The following is a 20,247-nucleotide window of genomic DNA, read 5'->3' as shown; positions in this document are numbered from 1 at the left end:
CATGGAGCACTGATTATGTCAGTCACGAACATCACAGATAAAAAGCCAGTTTCCAACGGACAGCGGCGGAATTTCAGTCTCGTGCGGCTGATCCTGGAAGGACGCGCCTTCTTTGCGCTGATCGTCATCATCGCGGTCTTTTCCTTCCTATCGCCCTACTACTTCTCGCTCAGCAACTTCCTGACCATGGCCTCGCATGTAGCGATCTTTGGCATCCTTGCCATCGGCATGCTGCTGGTCATCCTCAATGGCGGAATCGATCTTTCCGTCGGCTCGACACTCGGCCTTGCCGGCTGTATCGCCGGCTTCCTTATGCAGGGCGTCACGCTTTCAAGCTTCGGCGTCATCCTGTATCCGCCGGTCTGGGCCGTCGTGGTGCTGACCTGCATTCTCGGTGGCATCGTCGGTGCGGTCAACGGCGTGCTTATCGCCTATCTGCGCGTCCCGGCCTTCGTCGCTTCGCTGGGCGTGCTCTATGTCGCGCGTGGTATCGCGTTGCTGATGACCAACGGGCTTACCTACAACAATCTCGGCGGCCGCCCCGAACTCGGCAATACCGGCTTCAACTGGCTGGGCTTCAACCGTCTCGCCGGCGTCCCGATCGGCGTCATCGTCCTTGCGGTGCTTGCGATCATTTGCGGTATCGTTCTCAGCCGCACCGCCTTTGGCCGCTGGCTTTATGCCTCAGGCGGCAACGAGCGCGCTGCCGATCTTTCCGGCGTTCCGGTCAAGCAGGTCAAGATCGCTGTCTATGTCCTGTCGGGCATTTGTGCCGCCATTGCCGGCCTCGTCCTGTCCTCGCAGCTGACCTCGGCCGGTCCGAACGCTGGCACCAGCTACGAGCTGACCGCAATTGCTGCCGTCGTCATTGGCGGTGCCGCATTGACCGGCGGCCGCGGCACGGTGCGCGGCACCATGCTTGGCGCATTCGTCATCGGCTTTCTGGCGGATGGCCTCGTCATCATCGGCGTCTCGGCCTACTGGCAGACGGTCTTTACCGGCGCAGTCATCGTGCTCGCCGTGCTCATGAACAGCATCCAGTACGGACGCAGGACCAAGTCCGGCTGACGTTGCACCGAAACTTGTCACTGGTCGGTGAAAGCACCGGCCGGAGAAAGGACCGCCGGTTCGCCGGCATCACCAGAGCTCATCAAAGGGAGAGAGACTAATGTTCAAAAAAGGCTTGCGCATCGTCATGGCAGCAGTTGCTGTGGCACCGCTTCTGACCGGGGCCGCCTGGGCCGCCGGCCAGATCACCGTCATCGTCAACGATCCGTCCAACCCCTATTGGCTGACGGAAGGCAATATCGCCAAGGCAACCGCTGAAAAGCTCGGCTACACGGCAACAGTCGGCGCACACAAGGGCGATACCAACACCGAAAGCAACCTGATCGATACGGCCATTACCAACAAGTCGGTCGCCATCATCCTCGATCCGGCCAATGCTGACGGCTCGGTCGGTGCAGTCAAGAAGGCCGTTGCGGCCGGCATCCCGGTCTTCCTCGTCAATGCCGAAATCAACCAGGAAGGCCTTGCCAAGGCTCAACTCGTCTCCAACAACGCTCAGGGTGCGGCGATCGGCGCTCAGCAGTGGGTCGAAGCCGTTGGCGACAAGGGCAATTATGCCGAACTCTTCGGCTCGCCCTCCGACAACAATGCCGCCACCCGCTCAAACGGCTATGAAACCGTTCTGACGCAATATCCCGACTTGAAGAAGGTTGCCAAGGAAGTTGCCAACTGGGACCGCACCCAGGGCCACAACAAGATGCAGTCCATGCTGCAGGCGCACCCCGACATCACCGGCGTGATTTCCGGCAATGACGAAATGGCGCTTGGTGCAATTGCTGCATTGAAAGAAGCCGGCAAGCTCGCCAACGTCAAAGTCGGCGGCTTCGACGGTTCGCCGGACGCTGTCGCCGCCATCAAGGCCGGTGAGCTTCAGTACACCGTCCTGCAGCCGGTCGCTATCTTCTCCGAAGAAGCCGTCAAGCAGGCCGACAGCTTCATCAAGACCGGCAAGACCGGTGCCAAGAGCGAAAAGCAGCTTTTCGATTGCATCCTGATCACCAAGGACAATGTCGACAAGTACACGGCACCCTTCGTTCTCGCCCAGTAATGACATTGGGGACGCCGCACACCGGCGTCCCCATCCCTTGGTCGCGATGAGCGGCATCCTGGCTGAACATCAGACAGAACTTGCAGAAATCCTGATAGCGAATTGTTCTTTCATATTTTTTCACGATATTCGCTGCAGTAAGCTGATCTCCGCAAGGCTCAGCGTCAGAGGCCAAAGTGACAGACAAGACAAGCCCCGTAGCATTCCTGCAGGACGAGCTGCCAAGCGACAGCCGCCATTCCCGTCAGATCGCCAGGCGCCAGATGATAGCCGAGGCCGTAATGGCGGAGGGTTCCATGCGCATCGAGGATCTGACCGAGCGTTTCGGCATCAGCCTGATGACGGCGCATCGCGATGTCGACGAACTGGTCAGCCGCGGCTTGTTCCGCAAGACACGTGGCATCGTATCGGCTGCTGCCACCAGCCTGATCGAATCGAGCGACGTCTATCGCGCCAACCGGCAGGCTGCCGAAAAGAAGACGATAGCCGCAGCCGCCATGCAATTCATCGAACCTGGCCAGGCAATCTTCCTCGACGATTCCACCACCGTCCTGCAGATGGCCTCGCAGCTGCCGGCCAAGGTTCCGCTGACGGCGATCACCAATTCGCTGACGCTGATGAATGCGCTGAAGGATATGCATGACGTGACGCTTCTGGCGCTCGGCGGGCAGTACTATAATTGGTGCAACGCCTTTATGGGGCGGATGACGATCAACGAGATCAACCGCTTGCGGGCCGATGCCGCCTTTATCTCGATGTCGGCCATCATCGACGACGTGGTTTTCCATCAGTCGCCCGAGATCGTCGATATCAAGCGCGCCATGTTCGAAAGCGCCGCCAAGCGCGTCCTGCTGATGGATCACACGAAGTTCGAACGCCGGGCTCTGCATAGTTTTGCGCATTTGAGCGAATTCGATGTCGTCATCGTCGACGGCAAGACGCCTGCCGACCATCTGGAGCGCATGCGCAGCAAGAATATCAATGTCGTCGTCGCCGGCGGCGACTGGAAATGATCCGGAGACTGAAGCCGTCAGGGCTTACCCTCTTCGTTTGCGATTAGGAGCAATGAGAATGCCGAGTCTGCTCGGAATTGACAGCGGCTTGACCGTCACCAAGGCCGTCATCTTCGACATCGACGGAACGCCGCTTGCCGTTGCCCGCCGTCGCGTGACGCAGTTTATGCCGAAGGCCCGCCATGTCGAGCGCGACATGAACGAACTCTGGAGCCAGACGGCCGACGCCATTGCCGAGGCAATCAAGCTCAGCAACCGCCCGACAAGCGACATCCAGGCGATTGCCGCAACCGCTCACGGTGATGGCATCTATCTGCTCGACAAGGCAAAGAAGCCGCTCGGACGCGCCATTCTCTCGCTCGACAGCCGCGCCGGCTCGATCGTCGAACAATGGCTGAAGAGCCCTGTTGCCGATGAATCCTTGAAGCTGACCGGGCAATTGCCGCATGTCTCGGCGCCATCGGCCTTGCTTGCCTGGATCAAAGCCAACGAAGCGGAGCGCTTTGTTGAGATCGGCCATATCCTGAGTTGCAAGGACTGGCTGCGCTTCTGCCTGACCGGCGTTGTCGGCACTGACCGCACCGAGGCGAGTACGTCCTTCACCAATGTCACGACGCAGGATTATGCGCCGGATGCACTGAGGCTTTTTGGTGTTGATGAAATCACCGACGCCTTACCGCCTGCCTCGCGATCGGATGAGATCGTCGGATATGTGACCGAGGCCGTCGCAAAGCGCACCGGCCTTGCCGAAGGCACGCCCGTCGTTGCCGGCCTGCATGACGTCACCGCATCGGCCCTCGGCGCCGGCGGCTATGCCCCCGGCGTCGTTGCCGTCATCGCCGGTACCTATTCGATCAACGAGACGCTGTCATCAAAACCGAGCGTTGATCGCCGCTGGTTCTGCCGCAACGCCATTGCGCCTGGCCAATGGAACAACATGTCGATTTCGCCGGCATCGTCAGCCAATTACGAATGGTTCCTGGATAAGCTCTGCGCCAGCGACATCGTCGGTGCCGAAGCTGCCGGCACGTCCATTCATACCATGCTCGGTCCCGAGATCGAGGCAGCGTTCAATCGACCGTCGAGCGCGCTATTCCATCCCTATCTGTTCGGTTCGCCCTATGGTGCCGAGGCCACTGCCAGCTTCTTCGGGCTTGGCGGCTGGCATGATCGCGGCGACATGCTGCGCGCGGTTCTGGAAGGCATCGCCTTCAACCACAAGATTCACGTCGATGCCCTAAGTGCCGGTTTTTCCTTCGATCAGGCAAGGTTGGCAGGCGGTGTCTCGCGCAATCCGATTGTCGTGCAGATGTTTGCAGACGTACTCGCCATGCCCGTTACCGTAACGGAAACCGATGAAGCCGCTGCCTGGGGGGCAGCCCTTTGCGCCGGTGCCGGCATTGGCGTCTATTCAAGCCCGCAGAGCGACCCGCGCGATGTCGGCAAGATCGCCAGAACCTACTCTCCGGATCCCGACCGCAGCGCAGACTACCGTATCCGCTATCAGCTCTTTCGCGACATTGCCGAAGCAATGACGCCGCTCTGGCCGCGGATCGGCAATCTCGCAACCCAGCACTCCCAAGGCTAGACCGCCACTTGCGTCGCGAAGACTGGGTCTATCGCGGCAATACACCAGGACGATGATGTTATGACCGATATGGCCGCCGATCTGAAACAACGCTTCTCGCAACTTCAAGACGGAGATGTCGATGTCGTCATTCTCGGCGCCGGCGTTAATGGTGCCGGCCTCTTCCGCGATCTCTCGCTGCAGGGCGTCAATTGCCTGATCATCGATAAATCCGATTTCGGCTCGGGAACGAGTGCTGCGCCATCGCGGCTGATCCATGGCGGACTCAAATATCTCGAAACCGGCGAGTTCCGGCTCGTCGCGCAGTCGGCGCTCGAGCGGAATCTACTGCTCAAGAATGCGCCGCATTGCGTCGAAGCTTTGCCGACCTTCGTGCCGATCTTCTCCTGGACGCGCGGGATTTGGGCCGCCCTTCGCACGCTGATGGGCTCGACCACCGCCCCGCGCAGCCGCGGCGCCTTGCTTATCAAGATCGGGCTCGCGCTCTATGACTTCTTCGGCTCGCGCAACCGCGTCATGCCGCGCCACCGGTTCCTTTTGAAGCGCCGGGCGCTGAAGGAAATGCCACATGTGACGCCAGAGATCGTCGCCGGCGGCATCTATTACGATGCCAAGATCAGCCGGCCGGAACGGCTGGTCTATGAACTGGTCAAGGACGGGCTGGAGACGAACAAGGCTTCATTGGCGGCAAATTCGACCCGGCTGGTTTCGTCAGCCGACGGCCTGCTGACCTTCCAGCGCGCGGATGGCTATGCCTTTTCGGTCAAGCCGAAGCTCGTCATCAATGCCGCCGGCCCATGGATCGATCATGTCAACGCCGCTCTTGGAGCACCCGCCCATCTGATCGGCGGTACCAAGGGATCGCATATCCTGCTCGATCATCCGGAACTAGTGCGCAGCCTGAATGGCCATATGATCTATTTCGAAGCCGATGACGGCCGCATCTGCCTTGTCTATGGCTATCTCGGCCAGGCACTCGTCGGATCAACCGATATCCCTTGCGACGATCCGGACAATGTTCGCTGCGAAGAACCGGAGATCGACTATTTCCTCGACAGCGTCAGGTCGCTACTGCCGAGCCTGCGCTTCGACCGCGATCAGGTAACCTATAGCTATAGCGGCATTCGGCCTCTGCCCGCCTCGGATGCCTCCTCGCCCGGCCTGATCAGCCGCGATCACTCCGCACCCGCCTTTGAACCCCAGGCCGGACGGCCGTTCCCGATCATCTCGCTCGTTGGCGGCAAGTGGACCACGTTCCGCGGCTTTGCCGAGGAAGTCTCCGATACCGTGCTCGCACGCCTCCAACGCAGACGCAGAACATCGACCGAGCGCCTTGCGATCGGCGGCGGACGGGATTTCCCGATCACCTCCAATGAGCGGGCGAATTGGATTAGATCCGTTGCCGCAAAGACTGGTGTCGAGGCAGATAGAGTGGATGAACTGCTTGGCCGATACGGCACGACCGCCGCGGAAATTCTTGCCCACCGTTGCGACTATAGTGACAGTCGACGCATAAGCGGCGCCCCACGTCATAGCGCGCTGGAGATTGACTGGATCGCACGCCAGGAGATGGTCGTGCATCTCTCCGACATCGTCTTCCGCCGCACGACCATGGCGATCGAAGGCCTGCTGACGATCCAAGGCCTGCGCGAAATCGGCGCCATCGCCGCAGCGGCCCTGCAATGGGACGCCCAGCGGCTTAACCAAGAAATCGATGACGTCGTCATGGCGCTGTCGAAATTCCACGGCCAGACGCTGACCGAAGAAAACATGCGTCGGGCGGCAGGTCCTGCGGCGCGCTGATCAACCTCGGCCCTAAGAAAATAACGGATCAGGCAAACCGGCCTTGTGGCGCGCGAGTTCTATAGCTGAATGCGTGAAACACAGCCCGCCACGCGAACCGCCCGAGCATTCTTTCAGAGCTCCGAGTGCAGCCACACTGGCCTCGATCAGGCCGCTACAGCAAATCCGCTGAGGGAAATGCTCTGTTATTGCCATAGAAAACATTTGACGGCCGGCGGCTTCAATGTTTTCTATAGATAAAAAACAATCACTGATAAATACGTGGATCTCCACATCCCCACACATGGTCTACCAACAGCATTCATATATGAGGATATCGGCTTGAGCTCACGGATCATCCAATTTGGCACCAGCCGGTTCCTGCAGGCGCACGCGGCGTTGTTTGTGCACGAAGCACAGCAATCCGGCCAGGATGTCGGTCCGATCGCCGTCGTTCAGGTCTCAGGCGCCAGCAGCCGCAGCGGACGTGTCGCCGCCTTCGGCAATCCGCAGGGCTATCCGGTCATCATCCGCGGCATGTCGGATGGCCAGCCACTCAATCGCACCATTCAGGTCACCAGCGTCGATCGCGGCCTTTCCGCAACGGAGCATTGGAGGGAGCTGTCTAAACTCTTTGTCGAGGAGGCCGAATTCGTCGTCTCCAACACCGGCGACACCGGTTACCAGACCTGGCCGGAGGATGATCGTTTCGGTTCAGATGGCGATGTTCCTCGATCTTTCCCCGCAAAACTTGCCGCCCTCCTCGTCCAACGCTGGCAGGCCTCCGCCCGCCCCCTGATCATCCTTCCCTGCGAACTGATAACGGGCAATGGCCATGTTCTGAAGCAGGCGGTCGTCGATTGTGCCAGGCTCAACAATGTGGCGGCTGGTTTTTATGACTGGCTCGACGGCCACGTCGCCTTCGCCGAAACCTTGGTCGATCGTATTGTTTCCGAGCCGATTGAACCGATCGGCGCTGTTGCCGAACCTTATGCCCTATGGGCGATCAAGCGCGCGCCCGGCGTGCGAGCGCCATGCCAACATCCAAGCATCGTATTGACGGACGATCTCGAACCCTATGAACGCCTGAAACTGCATATCCTCAATCTCGGCCACACGTTTCTTGCCGAAATCTGGCAGCGCGAAGGCCGGCCGGCGGATGAAACCGTGCGTGCCATCCTGGCCGACAAAGATATACGGACCAGGCTAGACACCCTCTATGAAAGCGAAGTGCTGCCCGGCTTTGCCGCAAACGGTATGGGCGACGAGGCAAAAGCCTATGTCGCAACGACACTCGATCGCTTCCTCAATCCCTTCCTCGATCACCGAATCGCGGACATCAGCCAGCATCACCCCGAAAAGGTCGCCCGCCGCATCCGCGCCTTTCTGGATTGGGCGGACAAGGCGCGCAGCACCTCGGACATGGCCACGCTGCAACAGATTGCGGCGCGCTATATTTGAACCGAATGTGAGGCCTGCCGCCTTGCTGGCCGAATAGGGGGCGTTCAGTTCATAGCGATTGAGCTCATTGAACGGCGCATCATCCCTCGACAACGTGCTGTAGATTGCCATCACGCCTGGTAAAAACCGGAGGTGGCGGCTAAAAGATCTTAGCTCAAGGGCGATTTGAGCCCTGAGAAATCGCATCCATGCCTGGCCTTATAGCTGATAGGCTTCTATCTCCTAAAATCAAATCACGCAACCTGAGGTCACAGATAATGCGTAAGATTCGCAAGGTGACGAAAGAGGTGCGATATCCAAATTACGAAATACTCAAATTCAATCTCGATTGTCACTGCAGTCGATTATCGACAAAATACCATTGCTCCGGATGCAAGCGCACTACCGGTTCTATCACGACATTCAATTGCGCGACGTCCTGAACAAGGTGTTCCTCAACGCCGAATTTTTCGGGCAGCATGAAAGGCTTCAAGGCCGTCAGCGCAAATCGCGCCCCCTCTTCCCGAACAATATAAATCGGATAGATCAGCGCATTTGTCTTCCTCGCCATTCGCGCAATGAGCGCATAATTGCCCTCAAGGTGCACAGGCCTGCCCAGGATTGGCGCTCGGATACGTCCGTTAAATCCCTCATCACAGAACATCAGCAGATTGCCGCCGTTTTCCAGGATTCTCAGAGCCGGGCGGACGAAGCTTCGGCCAGGTTTCAAGATTCCAAGCCCAGCTCCCTTGCGCAGCCGGTTGACGATATAATGGCGTGAGCGGCGTTTGGGCGGGTCGTAATTCATAGTAACGTCCAGCCCCATGTCGAGAAGACAATGCCAGAGCACTTCCCAGTTGCTGATATGCGGCGCAATGAAGATCACCGGGCCCTGGCTGCAACGCTCAACCAACCCTTCGGTACCAATCATGCGGACGTGCCGCCGTGCCAGTCTCGGCGCGACAGAATATTCCGCCATCTGCCGCCCTTGAGAATCGGCATAGGCATCGAGAAGCCGCTGGAGCTCGATATCCGTAAGTTCGGGCCTTATCGTCTTGAGATTGGCTGCCGCTCGCGCGTAAGCCGCTTTATGAAAGCGGGGAGCAAGCAGACGCCCAAGCCAGCCGCCGAGATCCGAGCAGACGCTGGCCGGCAAGAGCATGAAGGAAAAATAGAAGAAGAGATCGACGGCATTGTCGATGTTCTCGAAGATCCAGTAGCGCAGAAATGCCTTGCGACGGTTACCGCCAGCTGCGAAATCGGCCAAGGGCGGGGCCTTGGCAGGCTCATAGGTCCACGCCTTGCGCTTTGACGCGACAACTCTTTCGTCGCCCTCGTCCCCAGCCGTCATCCCTGACGCCGATGCAATGTCACGGGCATGCCCTCGCGCGGACGCAGCGTCAGACGGCATTGTGGCTGAACCTTGTGTCCATCCCTGATCCGGACACGAAAACGCTGGGCCAGGATCGCCAGGCAAAGGATCGCCTCGGTAAGGCCGAATTGCAGACCGGGGCATACGCGCGGGCCGGCGGCGAAGGGAATATAGCTGTAGGGCGTCGGCCGTGTCTCGCCGAGGAAGCGCTCGGGGTGAAAGCGATGCGGCTCGGGAAAGAGCGAATCCGTGCGATGCAAGATCCAGGGCACGATCAGCACCAATGCGGCCTTGCGTACCTTCACGTCGCCGATCTGGTCGGCCTCAGCCGCCTGGCGTGCCAGGATCGGCACGGGAGGATAGAGGCGCAGCGTCTCTTCGATGACCGCACGGCACCAGTCTAGCTTCGCAACATCATCGATCGAGGGAACCCGATCGCCGCAGACGGCGTCGATTTCCGCATGAACTGCCTCTTCCACCCAGGGCGCGCCTGCGAGCAGATACCAGGCCCAGGTCAGCGTTGCCGCGGTCGTTTCGTGGCCGGCCATGAAGATGGTGGCAGCCTCGTTGCGAAGCGCCACCACATCGAGTTTCAGCTCGGGGTTGCGCTGCTGACGACGGATCAGCAGTTCGACCATGGAACTGTTATCACCCTTGCCGCCCAGATGATCTTCGATCACCTGATCGATAATCCGGTGAATGCGCCTCACCGACCGGCTCAAGCTTGGCGTCTTGATGATGGGCAAACCTTCATCGAAGCCGAGAAAATAGCCGAAATTGACGGAATCGACCAGCGACTGGTAGCTCGCAAACCCTTCGGTCACCGCATTGGCGCTTTCTTCGCCGAGGTCATTGCCGAAGACACTGCGGGAAATGATCTCCGCCGTCAGTCCAGCCATCTCGAACAGGGCGTTGACTTCCGCCCCTTCACCGAGGCTCTGCCAGCGGTCGGCAAGCTCGCTTGCCGTGCTCTGCATGATCGCGCCGAAGGCCGGCACGCGGTTTTTATGCACGATATCGGAGACCAGCGGCCGGCGCTGTTTCCAGGTTTCCTTATCGGATATGAATAAACCATCGCCCAAAAGATATTCCAGCGCGCGACGCATCTGCGGTGTCTTGCGCTCGAAATTCTCATGGCGTTTGGCCACCACATAGCGGATGGCTTCAGGCGAATTGACAATGATGAGCTGGCGGCCCAGAAGCTTGAACTCCGCCACATGCTCTCGATAATCGGCGCGGCGCCAGATCGACAGGAAATCGCTGCGCGCCTGCAGCATCAGCTTCAACGGCTGGCCGGGCTTCCCGCTATAATAAGCTGCGTGAGCCGGCTCGAAATATCGCGAGGATTGGTCGGCGTGTTCGACGATTTCGGTTTTCTGATCAAGCCAGGCCAGCATAGCGGTGCAGAACTTTCACGCCTTGCGGCCAGAGATGATAAGAGAGCAGTCGGACACGACACACGGACGTGGCCACTATATTCATTTCGCAACCGCGGAAAAGCCCCTGCTTGGCCGAAGTTAGGGCCTGTCTTTCGCCTGGAAATCGGCGGCGCTTAAATGCCTTCCAGCATAAGCAATTCATCCAGCGTTTGCCGCCTGCGGATCAATCGAGGCGTCTCGCCGTCGATCAGCACTTCTGGCGCATAGAGACGGCTATTGTAGTTCGATGACATCGTCGCGCCGTAAGCGCCGGCACCATGAAACACGAGATAGTCGCCGACATGGGCTTCGGGCAGATCGCGGGTTTCCACCGTGCCGTTGTCGGTCTGCGTGAAGACATCGCCCGATTCGCAGAGCGGACCTGCGACAACGGTGGGGAAGATCGTTCCGGCAGCACTGCGAGGCGCCGTGCCCGGAATGACCGTGATGTGATGGTAGCTGCCATACATCGCCGGCCGGGCGAGATCGCTGAAGCCGGCATCGACAAGCACGAAGCGGTTGCGGCCCATCATCTTGACCGCCCTCACTTCTGCCAGCAATACGCCGGCATCCGCTGTCAGGAAGCGGCCCGGCTCGATCTCGAGCCGGATCGGATGGCCGACATGCGTCTCGATCTCGCGCCGGGCCTTGTCCCAGAGCGAAAAGTAATGGGAAGGATCGATCTCCTCCTCACCTTCCCTGTACGGCACAGACAGGCCGCCGCCGGCGGAGATGGCCTCGATATCGACATCCAGCGTGCGGCAGAATCCGATCATTGCACCGCAGACACGCTGCAGATGTCCATAATCGACACCGGAGCCGATATGCATGTGCAACCCGACGAGCTTCAGCGAATATTGCCGCGTCAGCGCCACCGCCTCCTGCAATTGCTCGAACCAGATGCCGTGCTTGCTGGTTTCGCCGCCGGTGTTGGTCTTCTTGCTATGGCCGTGCCCGAAGCCGGGATTGATGCGCAGCCAAACCCTATGGCCCGGTGAGCGCTCACCCAGTTGATGCAGCATGTCGATGGAGCCGATATTTACCTCGATCTTGTCGGCAATGACGCGTTCCAGCGTCGGCCGATCGAAGACGTCGGCGGTGAAGACGACCTCCGCTTCTCCCGACGCATTGCCGGCGGAAAAACTCGCCCGCATCGCCCGCTCGATCTCGCCGAGCGAGACAGCATCGACCCGCACGCCCGCTTTGCGCATTTCTTTCAGAATATGAATGTTCGAACAGGCCTTCTGCGCATAGCGGATAACGTCGAAGGCGGAGAGTTGGGCGATGCGGCGGCGGATCGCGGCAGCATCATAGATCCAGAGCGGCGTTCCATATTCGGCGGCAAGCGCGCTCAGCGTTTCGTTGGAATGGAGGGTCATTTTGTCTCGATCGGGTCGGGGCGGGAATGGATCAACAATGAATAATAATATGGGCGGAGCGACCGTGTCACTCCACCCCTTTCTGAATACAAGAGTGCTGCAGCTGGCTAGCGCCTCGCGGCGACAAGGGCCTGCTCGAGATCGGCAATGATCTCCTTGGCCGAGTGCAGTCCGACGTTCAGGCGGATCGTTCGGTCGCTGACACCGAAGCGCGCGAAGACATTTGTCTCCGGCGAAATGCTGAGAGCTGCCTTTGCCGGCACCACGAGGCTTTCCGGTCCACCCCAGCTGACGCCAATACGAATGAGGCGCACCGCATCGACGAAATCGGCCACATCGATGCGGTCCGAAACCTCGAAGGAAAACAGCCCACCGAAGCCGCTGAAAGTACGTTTTCCCGGATGATCGCCGAGTGCCGGATGCATGACATTGGTCACGTCCGCATGGGCATCGAGCCAGGACGCCACTTCGAGCCCGGCTTCATGATGATGCCGCATGCGGAATGGCAGTGTCTCGAGATTACGCAGTACGAGCCATGCCTCGAATGGCGCCAGCTTCGCTCCGGTGTATGGGTAGATTTCGCTGTTGATCCGGTCGATATGCGCCTTCGAGCCAGTGACCAGACCTGCCACCGTGTCGCTCTGTCCGCCGAGATATTTCGAGGCGGCGTGGATGACGATATCGATACCGACGGAGAGAGGCCTCTGAAAGAGCGGTGTTGCCCAGGAATTGTCGACCATTGTCACGACGCCGTGGCGGCGAGCGGCCTCGGCGATCGCAGTCAGATCCTGCAATTCGAAGACCATCGAGGTCGGGTTTTCGAGATAGGCGAGCTTGGCACCCGGAAGTGCAGCAAGCATAGCCCCCGTATCGGTGCCATCGATATAGTCGACGACGACGCCGAAGCGCTTCAGGACTTTTTCGAAGAAGCGGAAGGCATCGCTATAGACGTGCCGCACGGTGACGATACGGTCGCCGGGTCCGACGAAGGCGAGAACCGCAGCAGCAATCGCGCCCATGCCGCTCGAAAAGGCGCGTGCCTCTTCCGCGCCTTCCATCTCGGCGATCTTGCGCTCCAGAAGCCGCACGGTCGGATTGTCGCCGCGCGAATAGATCGGCTTCTTCGAACGGCCGGCGAAGACGTCCTCCAGCTCCTTGTAGCTATCGAACAGGAAGAGGGATGTCTGATAGATCGGCGGCACGGCTGCATCGAACGGATCGTCGCGCGGCGTCATCAGCGTATCGGGAATGGCGTGGCGGTAGGCATCGAATCTCGGCGTCTCGTTCATGGCGTTCCTCTTGGGTCAGGAGTGAAGTGTCGATTGGCCAACAAGGCGGCTCGGTGCGTCGGCCGGCAGAATGGCGAGCCATTCCCGCCACCCGACAAAGCCGCCGAGGATGGCAGCAAGAATGGCAGCGACAACGGCAGCAGCAGAGATCCCGGCAAAGCCCATCCAAAGCGGTAGCACGAGCAGAAGCGGGATCAGCAAATAGCCCTGCGGCGCAAGCCCGACGACGGCGGACAGACCCGCCCTGCCCCGCGATTGCAGCATGACGAGCAGCACGGATTGAAAAGCCGCAAGCGGAAAGATCGGAAAGAGGGACCGCAGCCAGGCGACTGCCTCATCCACGACGTCCTGGCTATCCGTGAACAGGCGTGCGATCGGCTCGGCAGCCAAGAACAGCAAGATGGAATAGAGTAATGCGACCGGTATCGTCACAGCCAGCATGAACCGGATGACGGCTTTGAGCCGCTCAGCATCGCCCGCGCCAAAGGCGTGACTGACGACACTCTGGGCACCGAGGCAAAAGCCGAACAGCGGAAGCTGTCCCAGAGTCATCAGCCGGATCGCAATCGCCGTTGCCGCGACACCTTTATCGCCGCCATGGACAGCGGCCTCCCGTATCAGGACCAGAAAGCCGAGGCCCGTGACGATGCTTGTTGCGGCAGCGGGAAGGCCGATCCGCGCGATCGGCCAAAGCAGTTGCCAGCAAATCGCCCCGCCGGTCACGCTCACCGTTCCCCATCGGCGCAGGAAGTAGACGGCATAGCATGCAAGGGCCGCAATGGATGAAACAATGGTCGCCAGTGCCGCGCCGGACGCGCCGAGCTTGAAGACAAAGATGAAGACGGGGTCGAGAACCGCGTTCAAGGCGAAGCTCGCGATCAGCACGATCATCGAGAAGCGTGAATTGCCCTCGGCGATCGCTATGAAATCGCAGATAGCCTGCAAAAGCCCGAGTGTCATACCGAAAGCAAGCAGCCGCCCATAATCGAGCCCAGGAGCGAGGAGATTGTCGCTGGCGCCGAGTGCGCCGACAAAATCCGGCAGGCCGAGATAGATCAGGATCGACAAGAAAATACCGAGCGGGATCGTCGCCGCGAGCGCTGTCGTGGCGACCGACGCCGCGGCTTTGAGATCCCCTTCGCCAAGGTGGCGCGCAAGCAGCGTCGCAAGCCCGATACCCAGCCCCTGACCGGCGGCCGCGACGAGCAGAAACAGCGGCATGACCAGACTGATGCCTGCCAGCACGTCCGGGCCGAGCGCTCCAAGGAAGATCGCGTTGATCGCATGATGGCCGGCACTGGCGGCAAGTCCTGCCACGGCCGGAAGCGCGACAGCCAGAACGAGCCGCTTGACGCGCGGATCGTTCATATCGACGGCTGTCGTCATCAGGCGCTCCGCGCCAGCGAGCCAAGGACAGGCTGCCCATCCTCTGTGGACAAGCCGGTGAGATCCGGCAACAGCAGCCGATCCATGAAGAAGCGCTCACGCAGGAGCATGACCAGCAGCGCCTTCTTGTGCGGGAACTGAATATGCTTGACCTTGGCGAAGCCGGAACGGTCGAGATTGCGGATCTGCTGGGTGTGATGATGGATCGGCTCACCGACGATACGTCGCGTGCGCGGATCGGCCAGGAACATGTAGTGCATAAGCGACGGCAGCCAGGCGCTGACGAAGGCTTTCCCGCGGAAATCATCCTCGCCGATCGCCACATGCCAACCTCGGTCATAGCCGTCGGCCTCGTAATGCGGTCCGATCCTGTCTTCCTTCGCCCAATAGAGTTCGAAGTAACCGAAGGGCACGCCGCCAAAGGTGCCGATCAGCGGCAATGTGCGCGGATCGGCAAGGCGGCCTGCGATGAAATCGCGGTGATAGGAAAGATCGCCGCTATCTTCCCATATGGCGGCAACCCTCGGATCGTTCATCCAGCGATGGAAATGGGGAAGATCGGCCTCGATATCGGCGACATGGAAGCCAAGCTGGGTATTCAGCCAGGGAATGAAGCGGCTGTAGACACGGCCGGCGGGCTTCGGCGGCCGCTGCGGGTGAACGGCGCCATTCGTCAGTGTCGACACTTCCGGATAGCTGCTTGGCACGCTTCCAAGCCAGGATCTTGGCTGCTGGAAGAAGGATTCCGGGCGCACGATCAGGCGATTGCCGCGCTGCTCGATGGCACCCGCTTCCATCAGGCGCCTTATGAGGTCGCCATCTGCGAGCTCGATCTGGAAGCAGTCCAGCTGTGGATTGCATGCCAGAACGACTTCCGACACGGCGTTGACGATATCCTCGCCAGAAAGCGGAGGGACCGCGGTGGAAATTGTATCGAAGACCACGAGATTGGTGGCCGGCCCCGATAGATGGCCTGAGGCCACCTTCACTCCGTGATGCTCGACGCGAAAACTCCCCGGTGCATGCCCTGCCGATATGATGAGCGGTTGGCCGCAGGCAAGCGCGCTGCTCTCAAAGCCCGACGCCGGCAGGCGCAGATCAAAGGATTTCTCCGCCGTCCTATCGCTCCTGATCGCCAGCGAAGCATCCATCTTTCATCTCCATATCTTCAGAACCACGCCGGTTGATATCTGCAGGCTAAACACAGCGCTAATTCTGCGGTGACGAACGACGTCAGCAAAAATTCAAAATATTTTCCAAAAAATATTTTTCGAAAATCATCTGAATTTTCCAAAACCTCATTCGTTATGGAGCTACGTCGACGTAATTTTCGGAACCTCCGATTTTATCGGCGCCATAAGACATAGATATCGATCGATTTAACTTAATATCTTTCACAGATATTGAGATGTATACATTATTGTATTTCGATCTATTTGATATGTATTTCAATACAATTAAGGAGAGCGGCGAAGAAATGACTGTCCACGATCGCAACGCCAATGCAGCAAACGATACGGATTATCTCGCCAAATGCTCCCTATCGCCGACACAGTCACGTATCTGGCTCCTGTCTGAGACTGGTAACGAAGTCGTCTACGGGCGACAAATACTCGCGATCGTCTTCCCCCCGATCTCTTCTGACCTTGCGCGCGAGGGCCTATCAAAACTTTCTCGGCAACATCCCCTCATCACCTCGGAATTCGAGGCGAGGGCGGGCGGCGCCGTCCAGCAGATCCTGGGGAACGACCGCTTCGTCGAGATCATCGAGACGAAGTTGACTGCAAGCGAAAACCTGGAAAACGCGCTGACTACGGCTGCCGCGGCGGAACAGGCCCGCCAGATCGACCTTACCGATGGCAATCCGGCCCGCTTCATCCTCCTGACGCAAGAAGCGCGGGCGGTGGGCGTCCTATTCTCCCTCCACGCCATCCTTGCCGACGCTGCGGCGCTCGATCTGCTTGCGGTGGATTTCCTTCATAACATCGACGGTCATGACCCGGCGGATATCGCAGAGACCGTACTGCCCGACGCCGCTTCGTGGATGATTGCCAATGGCGCACCGCGCCATGCGGCGCCGGAACTGGTCGACTTCTGGTTCCAGCGGCTGACGGCTCAGGAGAACATTGCGTCACTCCCGCCGCAAACATCGGCGGGAAAAAACATGGTCGACGAGGTCTGGTTCGAGCATATGCTTGAAGTGCCGGTACAATCGTCCGCCGACACCTCCGGCGACATGCTTGCCGCCCTCGGGATCGCCCTGCGACGCCATACCGGATACGGCACTCAAAGGATCGGCCTGGTCACGCGTCCGGAAAGGCACAAAGTCGCCGCCCGCTGCGAGGACGTGTTGATCCTGACGCCGGAACTCGATGGCACCATGATGCTCAAAGACGTCCGCAATGCGTTCGTCAAGGAAATCGACATGGCTATCAGGCAATCCCTGCCCTTCGAGGCCCTTGCCGATGCGTTGATAAGACGGGACGAATCCTTCGACACCACCGGCCTCGTCAAGACGCTCCTCGATGTGCGTCCACCCCTGCGTCTCCTGCAAGCAACCTCGAACGAAGTCGCGCTGCGCAGCCCCATCGAACCGCCGGCACGTCGCGATACCGATCTGGTCGTTACCGTTTCCCGGGCATCCGTCGGCAAATTGCGTATCGGCATCGGCTTCGACCCGCAGAAGCATGATCGAAAACAAATCATACGCTTCGCCGACGATCTTACCTTGGCACTTGCGCAGTTACAGGCCAGCCCCGGCCTTCAGGTCAAACATATTCCCTTCGTGTCACCGGAAGAGCTGGACAGGCTTTCGGCACCGTATCCGGACGCACCGGAGCCGGACGACGGCACGCCGATCCACGAGGTCATCTCCGCACAGGCGAAACGGCGACCGAATGCGTTTGCCGTCGCACAGGGTGAGAAATCCGTGACACATGGCGAACTCGAAGCTGCCGCCAACCGGCTGGCTCATCGGTTGAACGCGATGGGGATCGGCCCGGAAAAGCGCGTTGCCATCGCCCTTGAAAAATCGATCGACGCGATCATCGCCATTCTTGCCGTGCTGAAGGCCGGCGGCGCATTCACGCCGGTAGAGCCGGATCACCCTGAGGCCCGCAATCGTCACATCCTGACCGCCCCGGGCCTCTCGCTCGTCATCTCCCGCGCAAAGCACATCGCCAACCTGCCGAGCAATATCGCGACACCCTATCTCAATCTCGATGCCATCGACCTGTCCGCCGAGAGCGTCGGCGCGCCGGCAACGACCATTGCCCCGCAGCACCTTGCCTATGTGATCTACACGTCAGGCTCGACAGGCGTCCCGAAGGGAGTGGCGGTCGAGCACGGACCACTCGCGCACCATTGCAAGGCTACTTTGCGTATCTATGAGATGAGCGAGGAATCCTGCGAATATCCTGTGCTTCCCTTCACCTCGGACGGCGGCCATGAGCGCTGGATGGTGCCGCTGATGGCAGGCGGCGGCGTGGTGCTGACGCAGGACAAGCTGGCCACACCGGAAGATGCCTTCGCGGCCATGAAGCGACACGGCGTCAACAATGCCAGCCTGCCCACCAGCTATGTCCGGGGGCTGGCCGAATATGCCGGGGAGAACAGCGAAATTCCGCGGCTGCGGCTCTATTCCTTCGGCGGCGAGGCACTGTCGCAGGCGGTGTTCGACATGATCACCGAGAACCTGAAGGCGCAGCTGCTGATCAACGGCTACGGCCCGACCGAAACGATCATGACGCCGATGATCTGGAAGATTCCGGCTGGCACCCGCTTCGAGGGAACGGTCGCGCCGATCGGGCGCGGCGTGGGCGATCGGCGCATCTATGTGCTTGATGCCGACCTTGCGCCGGTTCCGGTCGGCGTGATTGGCGAAATCTATATCGGCGGCAGCGGCCTGGCACGCGGCTATCTCGGCCAGCCGGAGCTGACGGCGGATCGTTTCATTCCGGATCCCTTCACACCTGGCGGACGACTGTACAAGTCCGGCGATCTCGGCCGGTGGCGCGAAGACGGCATCGTCGAATTCGCCGGTCGCGTCGATCACCAGATCAAATTACGCGGCTTCCGCATCGAGCCGGGCGAAATCGAAGCCGTGCTGCGCTCTGATCAGCGTGTCGCCGAGGCTGTCATCCTGCTGCACAATGACGGCGGCCGCAGTTCTCTGGTCGCCTATGTTGTGCCGCGCGAGGGCGAGAGCTTGAGCGTGACAGGACTGCGCCGGACCGCCATGACCGCCCTGCCCGATTACATGGTGCCGCAGACCATCATGCTGATCGACAAGTTGCCGATGGGGCCGAACAGCAAGCTTGATCGCACGGCCCTGCCCGCACCGCGCATCGAACGCGAAATGGCGTTACCTGCCAACGACAAGGAAAAAGCGATCCTGGATGTCTGGAAGGATATCCTCGACATCGGCGATATCGGTGTCACGGAGAATTTTTTCGATATTGGCGGACAGTCTCTAATGGCCGTGCGCATCGTCTCGCGCCTGAAGATGCGCCATCCCGAATGGCCGCTGACGATTGCCGATATGTTCAATCACCCTACCGTGCGCGATCTGGCACTAGCGGTCGACGGCAGCCGCGATGAAACTGGCGTCGACGTCGTCTACCTTCGCCGCAATGGTGACCGGCCGGTGCTCTATTGCTTCCCGGGCCTGCTCGTCAGCACGCGCGAATATATGCGGCTTGTCGACTATCTCGGCCCGGAACAGCCAGCAACCGGCTTCATCTGCTATTCGCTGACGGAAACCAAGACGCTGAGTACCCGCGTCGAAGACATTACCGCGCGTTACGCCGAAGCCGTGCGCAGACAAGCCAAGGGTCGGCCCTGCGCCTTCCTCGGCTGGTCGTGGGGCGGACTGCTCGCCTATGAGGCCGCCCGGCAGCTCGGCAACGACATCGATCTGCGTATGATCGGCATGGTCGATGTCTGCGATATGGACGAGGAGTTCACCGTCGGCATCATGCCGCGCTTCGAAGCTGGCGTCCGCGATCGCACCCATGCTGCCGTGCAGAGCTGGCTTGCGACCACACCGATGCGCGAGGACTGGAAGAGACTTTTCGCCGCCATGAACGAGGAGGTTTACGAACAGTTCCTCCACCATGTCGTCAAGCATAATGTCAAGCTGCCGACGGATGGTCCCGATATCGGCTCGGAAGAGCATACGTTCTGGATCCTCATCGACAATGCGATGATCTTCCGCAACTACCGCCTGGAGCAATCTGATTTCCGCATCCATGCCTTCGCGGCCGAGGATTCTCTCACGCGTGCCCTCAACGTCATCGACTGGCGGCGCTATTCGGCGAATGCCACGGCATCGGAGATCGTCACCGGCACCAACCATCTGACGATCATCGGCAAGACGCCATTCCATCAGCGTTTCGCCCGGCGGCTCGACCATGCTTTTGCGCCGGCGCCGCTGTCCAAAGACGCCGTCAAGTAACCCCCTCTT

General features: G+C 59.8%; 13 protein-coding genes. 7 read left to right on the top strand and 6 right to left on the bottom strand.

Annotated elements, in window-relative coordinates:
- Positions 1–15: 15 nt before the first annotated feature.
- The 6 genes from FHT73_RS26575 (at position 16) to FHT73_RS26550 (ending at position 7,960) form a co-directional block, all read left to right on the top strand.
- Complete coding sequence (locus FHT73_RS26575; protein WP_069615620.1) at positions 16–1,068, top strand: ABC transporter permease; 1,053 nt, start codon at positions 16–18, stop codon at positions 1,066–1,068.
- 100 nt (positions 1,069–1,168) lie between these two features.
- On the top strand, positions 1,169–2,116 hold the full coding sequence (locus FHT73_RS26570; protein WP_015343135.1) for a D-ribose ABC transporter substrate-binding protein: 948 nt from the start codon (positions 1,169–1,171) through the stop codon (positions 2,114–2,116).
- Between the two features lie 176 nt (positions 2,117–2,292).
- Positions 2,293–3,129, top strand: coding sequence for a DeoR/GlpR family DNA-binding transcription regulator (locus tag FHT73_RS26565; protein WP_112610574.1), 837 nt, complete (start codon positions 2,293–2,295; stop codon positions 3,127–3,129).
- 58 nt (positions 3,130–3,187) lie between these two features.
- Positions 3,188–4,717 carry an FGGY-family carbohydrate kinase gene (locus FHT73_RS26560; RefSeq protein ID WP_112413277.1) on the top strand — a complete coding sequence of 510 codons (1,530 nt, stop codon included), beginning with the start codon at positions 3,188–3,190 and terminating at the stop codon, positions 4,715–4,717.
- 60 nt (positions 4,718–4,777) lie between these two features.
- Positions 4,778–6,520: a glycerol-3-phosphate dehydrogenase/oxidase gene (locus FHT73_RS26555; RefSeq protein ID WP_183715975.1), complete on the top strand. Its 1,743-nt coding sequence runs from the start codon at positions 4,778–4,780 to the stop codon at positions 6,518–6,520.
- 321 nt (positions 6,521–6,841) lie between these two features.
- The gene (locus tag FHT73_RS26550) at positions 6,842–7,960 is read left to right on the top strand and encodes a mannitol dehydrogenase family protein (protein ID WP_112610568.1); all 1,119 of its coding nucleotides are present in this window, start codon (positions 6,842–6,844) and stop codon (positions 7,958–7,960) included.
- Between the two features lie 331 nt (positions 7,961–8,291).
- Here the strand turns inward: FHT73_RS26550 and FHT73_RS26545 are convergent, their stop codons facing one another.
- From FHT73_RS26545 to FHT73_RS26520, 6 genes are all read right to left on the bottom strand, one after another.
- On the bottom strand, positions 8,292–9,290 hold the full coding sequence (locus FHT73_RS26545; RefSeq protein WP_246712245.1) for a lipid A biosynthesis lauroyl acyltransferase: 999 nt from the start codon (positions 9,288–9,290) through the stop codon (positions 8,292–8,294).
- Positions 9,287–10,708 (bottom strand): cytochrome P450, encoded by a 1,422-nt coding sequence (locus FHT73_RS26540; RefSeq protein WP_112610566.1) that lies wholly within the window; start codon positions 10,706–10,708, stop codon positions 9,287–9,289. The genes FHT73_RS26545 and FHT73_RS26540 overlap by 4 nt, the downstream gene beginning before the upstream one ends.
- A 155-nt stretch (positions 10,709–10,863) precedes the next feature.
- The gene (gene lysA, locus FHT73_RS26535) at positions 10,864–12,108 is read right to left on the bottom strand and encodes a diaminopimelate decarboxylase (RefSeq protein ID WP_183715973.1); all 1,245 of its coding nucleotides are present in this window, start codon (positions 12,106–12,108) and stop codon (positions 10,864–10,866) included.
- A gap of 107 nt (positions 12,109–12,215) precedes the next feature.
- Positions 12,216–13,397: a PLP-dependent transferase gene (locus FHT73_RS26530; RefSeq protein ID WP_183715971.1), complete on the bottom strand. Its 1,182-nt coding sequence runs from the start codon at positions 13,395–13,397 to the stop codon at positions 12,216–12,218.
- Between the two features lie 15 nt (positions 13,398–13,412).
- Complete coding sequence (locus tag FHT73_RS26525; RefSeq protein ID WP_246712244.1) at positions 13,413–14,783, bottom strand: MATE family efflux transporter; 1,371 nt, start codon at positions 14,781–14,783, stop codon at positions 13,413–13,415.
- A complete protein-coding gene (locus tag FHT73_RS26520; RefSeq protein ID WP_183715969.1) occupies positions 14,783–15,934 on the bottom strand; it encodes a GNAT family N-acetyltransferase in 1,152 nt (383 codons plus the stop codon). Before FHT73_RS26520 ends, FHT73_RS26525 begins: the two co-directional genes overlap by 1 nt.
- A gap of 326 nt (positions 15,935–16,260) precedes the next feature.
- Between FHT73_RS26520 and FHT73_RS26515 the strand changes: the two genes are divergently transcribed.
- Positions 16,261–20,238 (top strand): non-ribosomal peptide synthetase, encoded by a 3,978-nt coding sequence (locus tag FHT73_RS26515; protein ID WP_183715967.1) that lies wholly within the window; start codon positions 16,261–16,263, stop codon positions 20,236–20,238.
- The last annotated feature ends 9 nt before the right edge of the window (positions 20,239–20,247 follow it).

Source organism: Rhizobium sp. BK098, assembly GCF_014193155.1.
Classification (GTDB): Bacteria; Pseudomonadota; Alphaproteobacteria; order Rhizobiales; family Rhizobiaceae; genus Rhizobium.
This window is presented reverse-complemented; position numbering and strand designations above follow the sequence as displayed.

Coding starts and splice junctions, on each gene's coding strand:
- FHT73_RS26575 (WP_069615620.1), top strand. CDS start 16: ATGTCAGTCACGAACATCACAGATAAAAAGCCAGTTTCCAACGGACAG.
- FHT73_RS26570 (WP_015343135.1), top strand. CDS start 1,169: ATGTTCAAAAAAGGCTTGCGCATCGTCATGGCAGCAGTTGCTGTGGCA.
- FHT73_RS26560 (WP_112413277.1), top strand. CDS start 3,188: ATGCCGAGTCTGCTCGGAATTGACAGCGGCTTGACCGTCACCAAGGCC.
- FHT73_RS26555 (WP_183715975.1), top strand. CDS start 4,778: ATGACCGATATGGCCGCCGATCTGAAACAACGCTTCTCGCAACTTCAA.
- FHT73_RS26545 (WP_246712245.1), bottom strand. CDS start 9,290: ATGACGGCTGGGGACGAGGGCGACGAAAGAGTTGTCGCGTCAAAGCGC.
- FHT73_RS26540 (WP_112610566.1), bottom strand. CDS start 10,708: ATGCTGGCCTGGCTTGATCAGAAAACCGAAATCGTCGAACACGCCGAC.
- lysA (WP_183715973.1), bottom strand. CDS start 12,108: ATGACCCTCCATTCCAACGAAACGCTGAGCGCGCTTGCCGCCGAATAT.
- FHT73_RS26530 (WP_183715971.1), bottom strand. CDS start 13,397: ATGAACGAGACGCCGAGATTCGATGCCTACCGCCACGCCATTCCCGAT.
- FHT73_RS26525 (WP_246712244.1), bottom strand. CDS start 14,783: ATGACGACAGCCGTCGATATGAACGATCCGCGCGTCAAGCGGCTCGTT.
- FHT73_RS26520 (WP_183715969.1), bottom strand. CDS start 15,934: ATGGATGCTTCGCTGGCGATCAGGAGCGATAGGACGGCGGAGAAATCC.
- FHT73_RS26515 (WP_183715967.1), top strand. CDS start 16,261: ATGACTGTCCACGATCGCAACGCCAATGCAGCAAACGATACGGATTAT.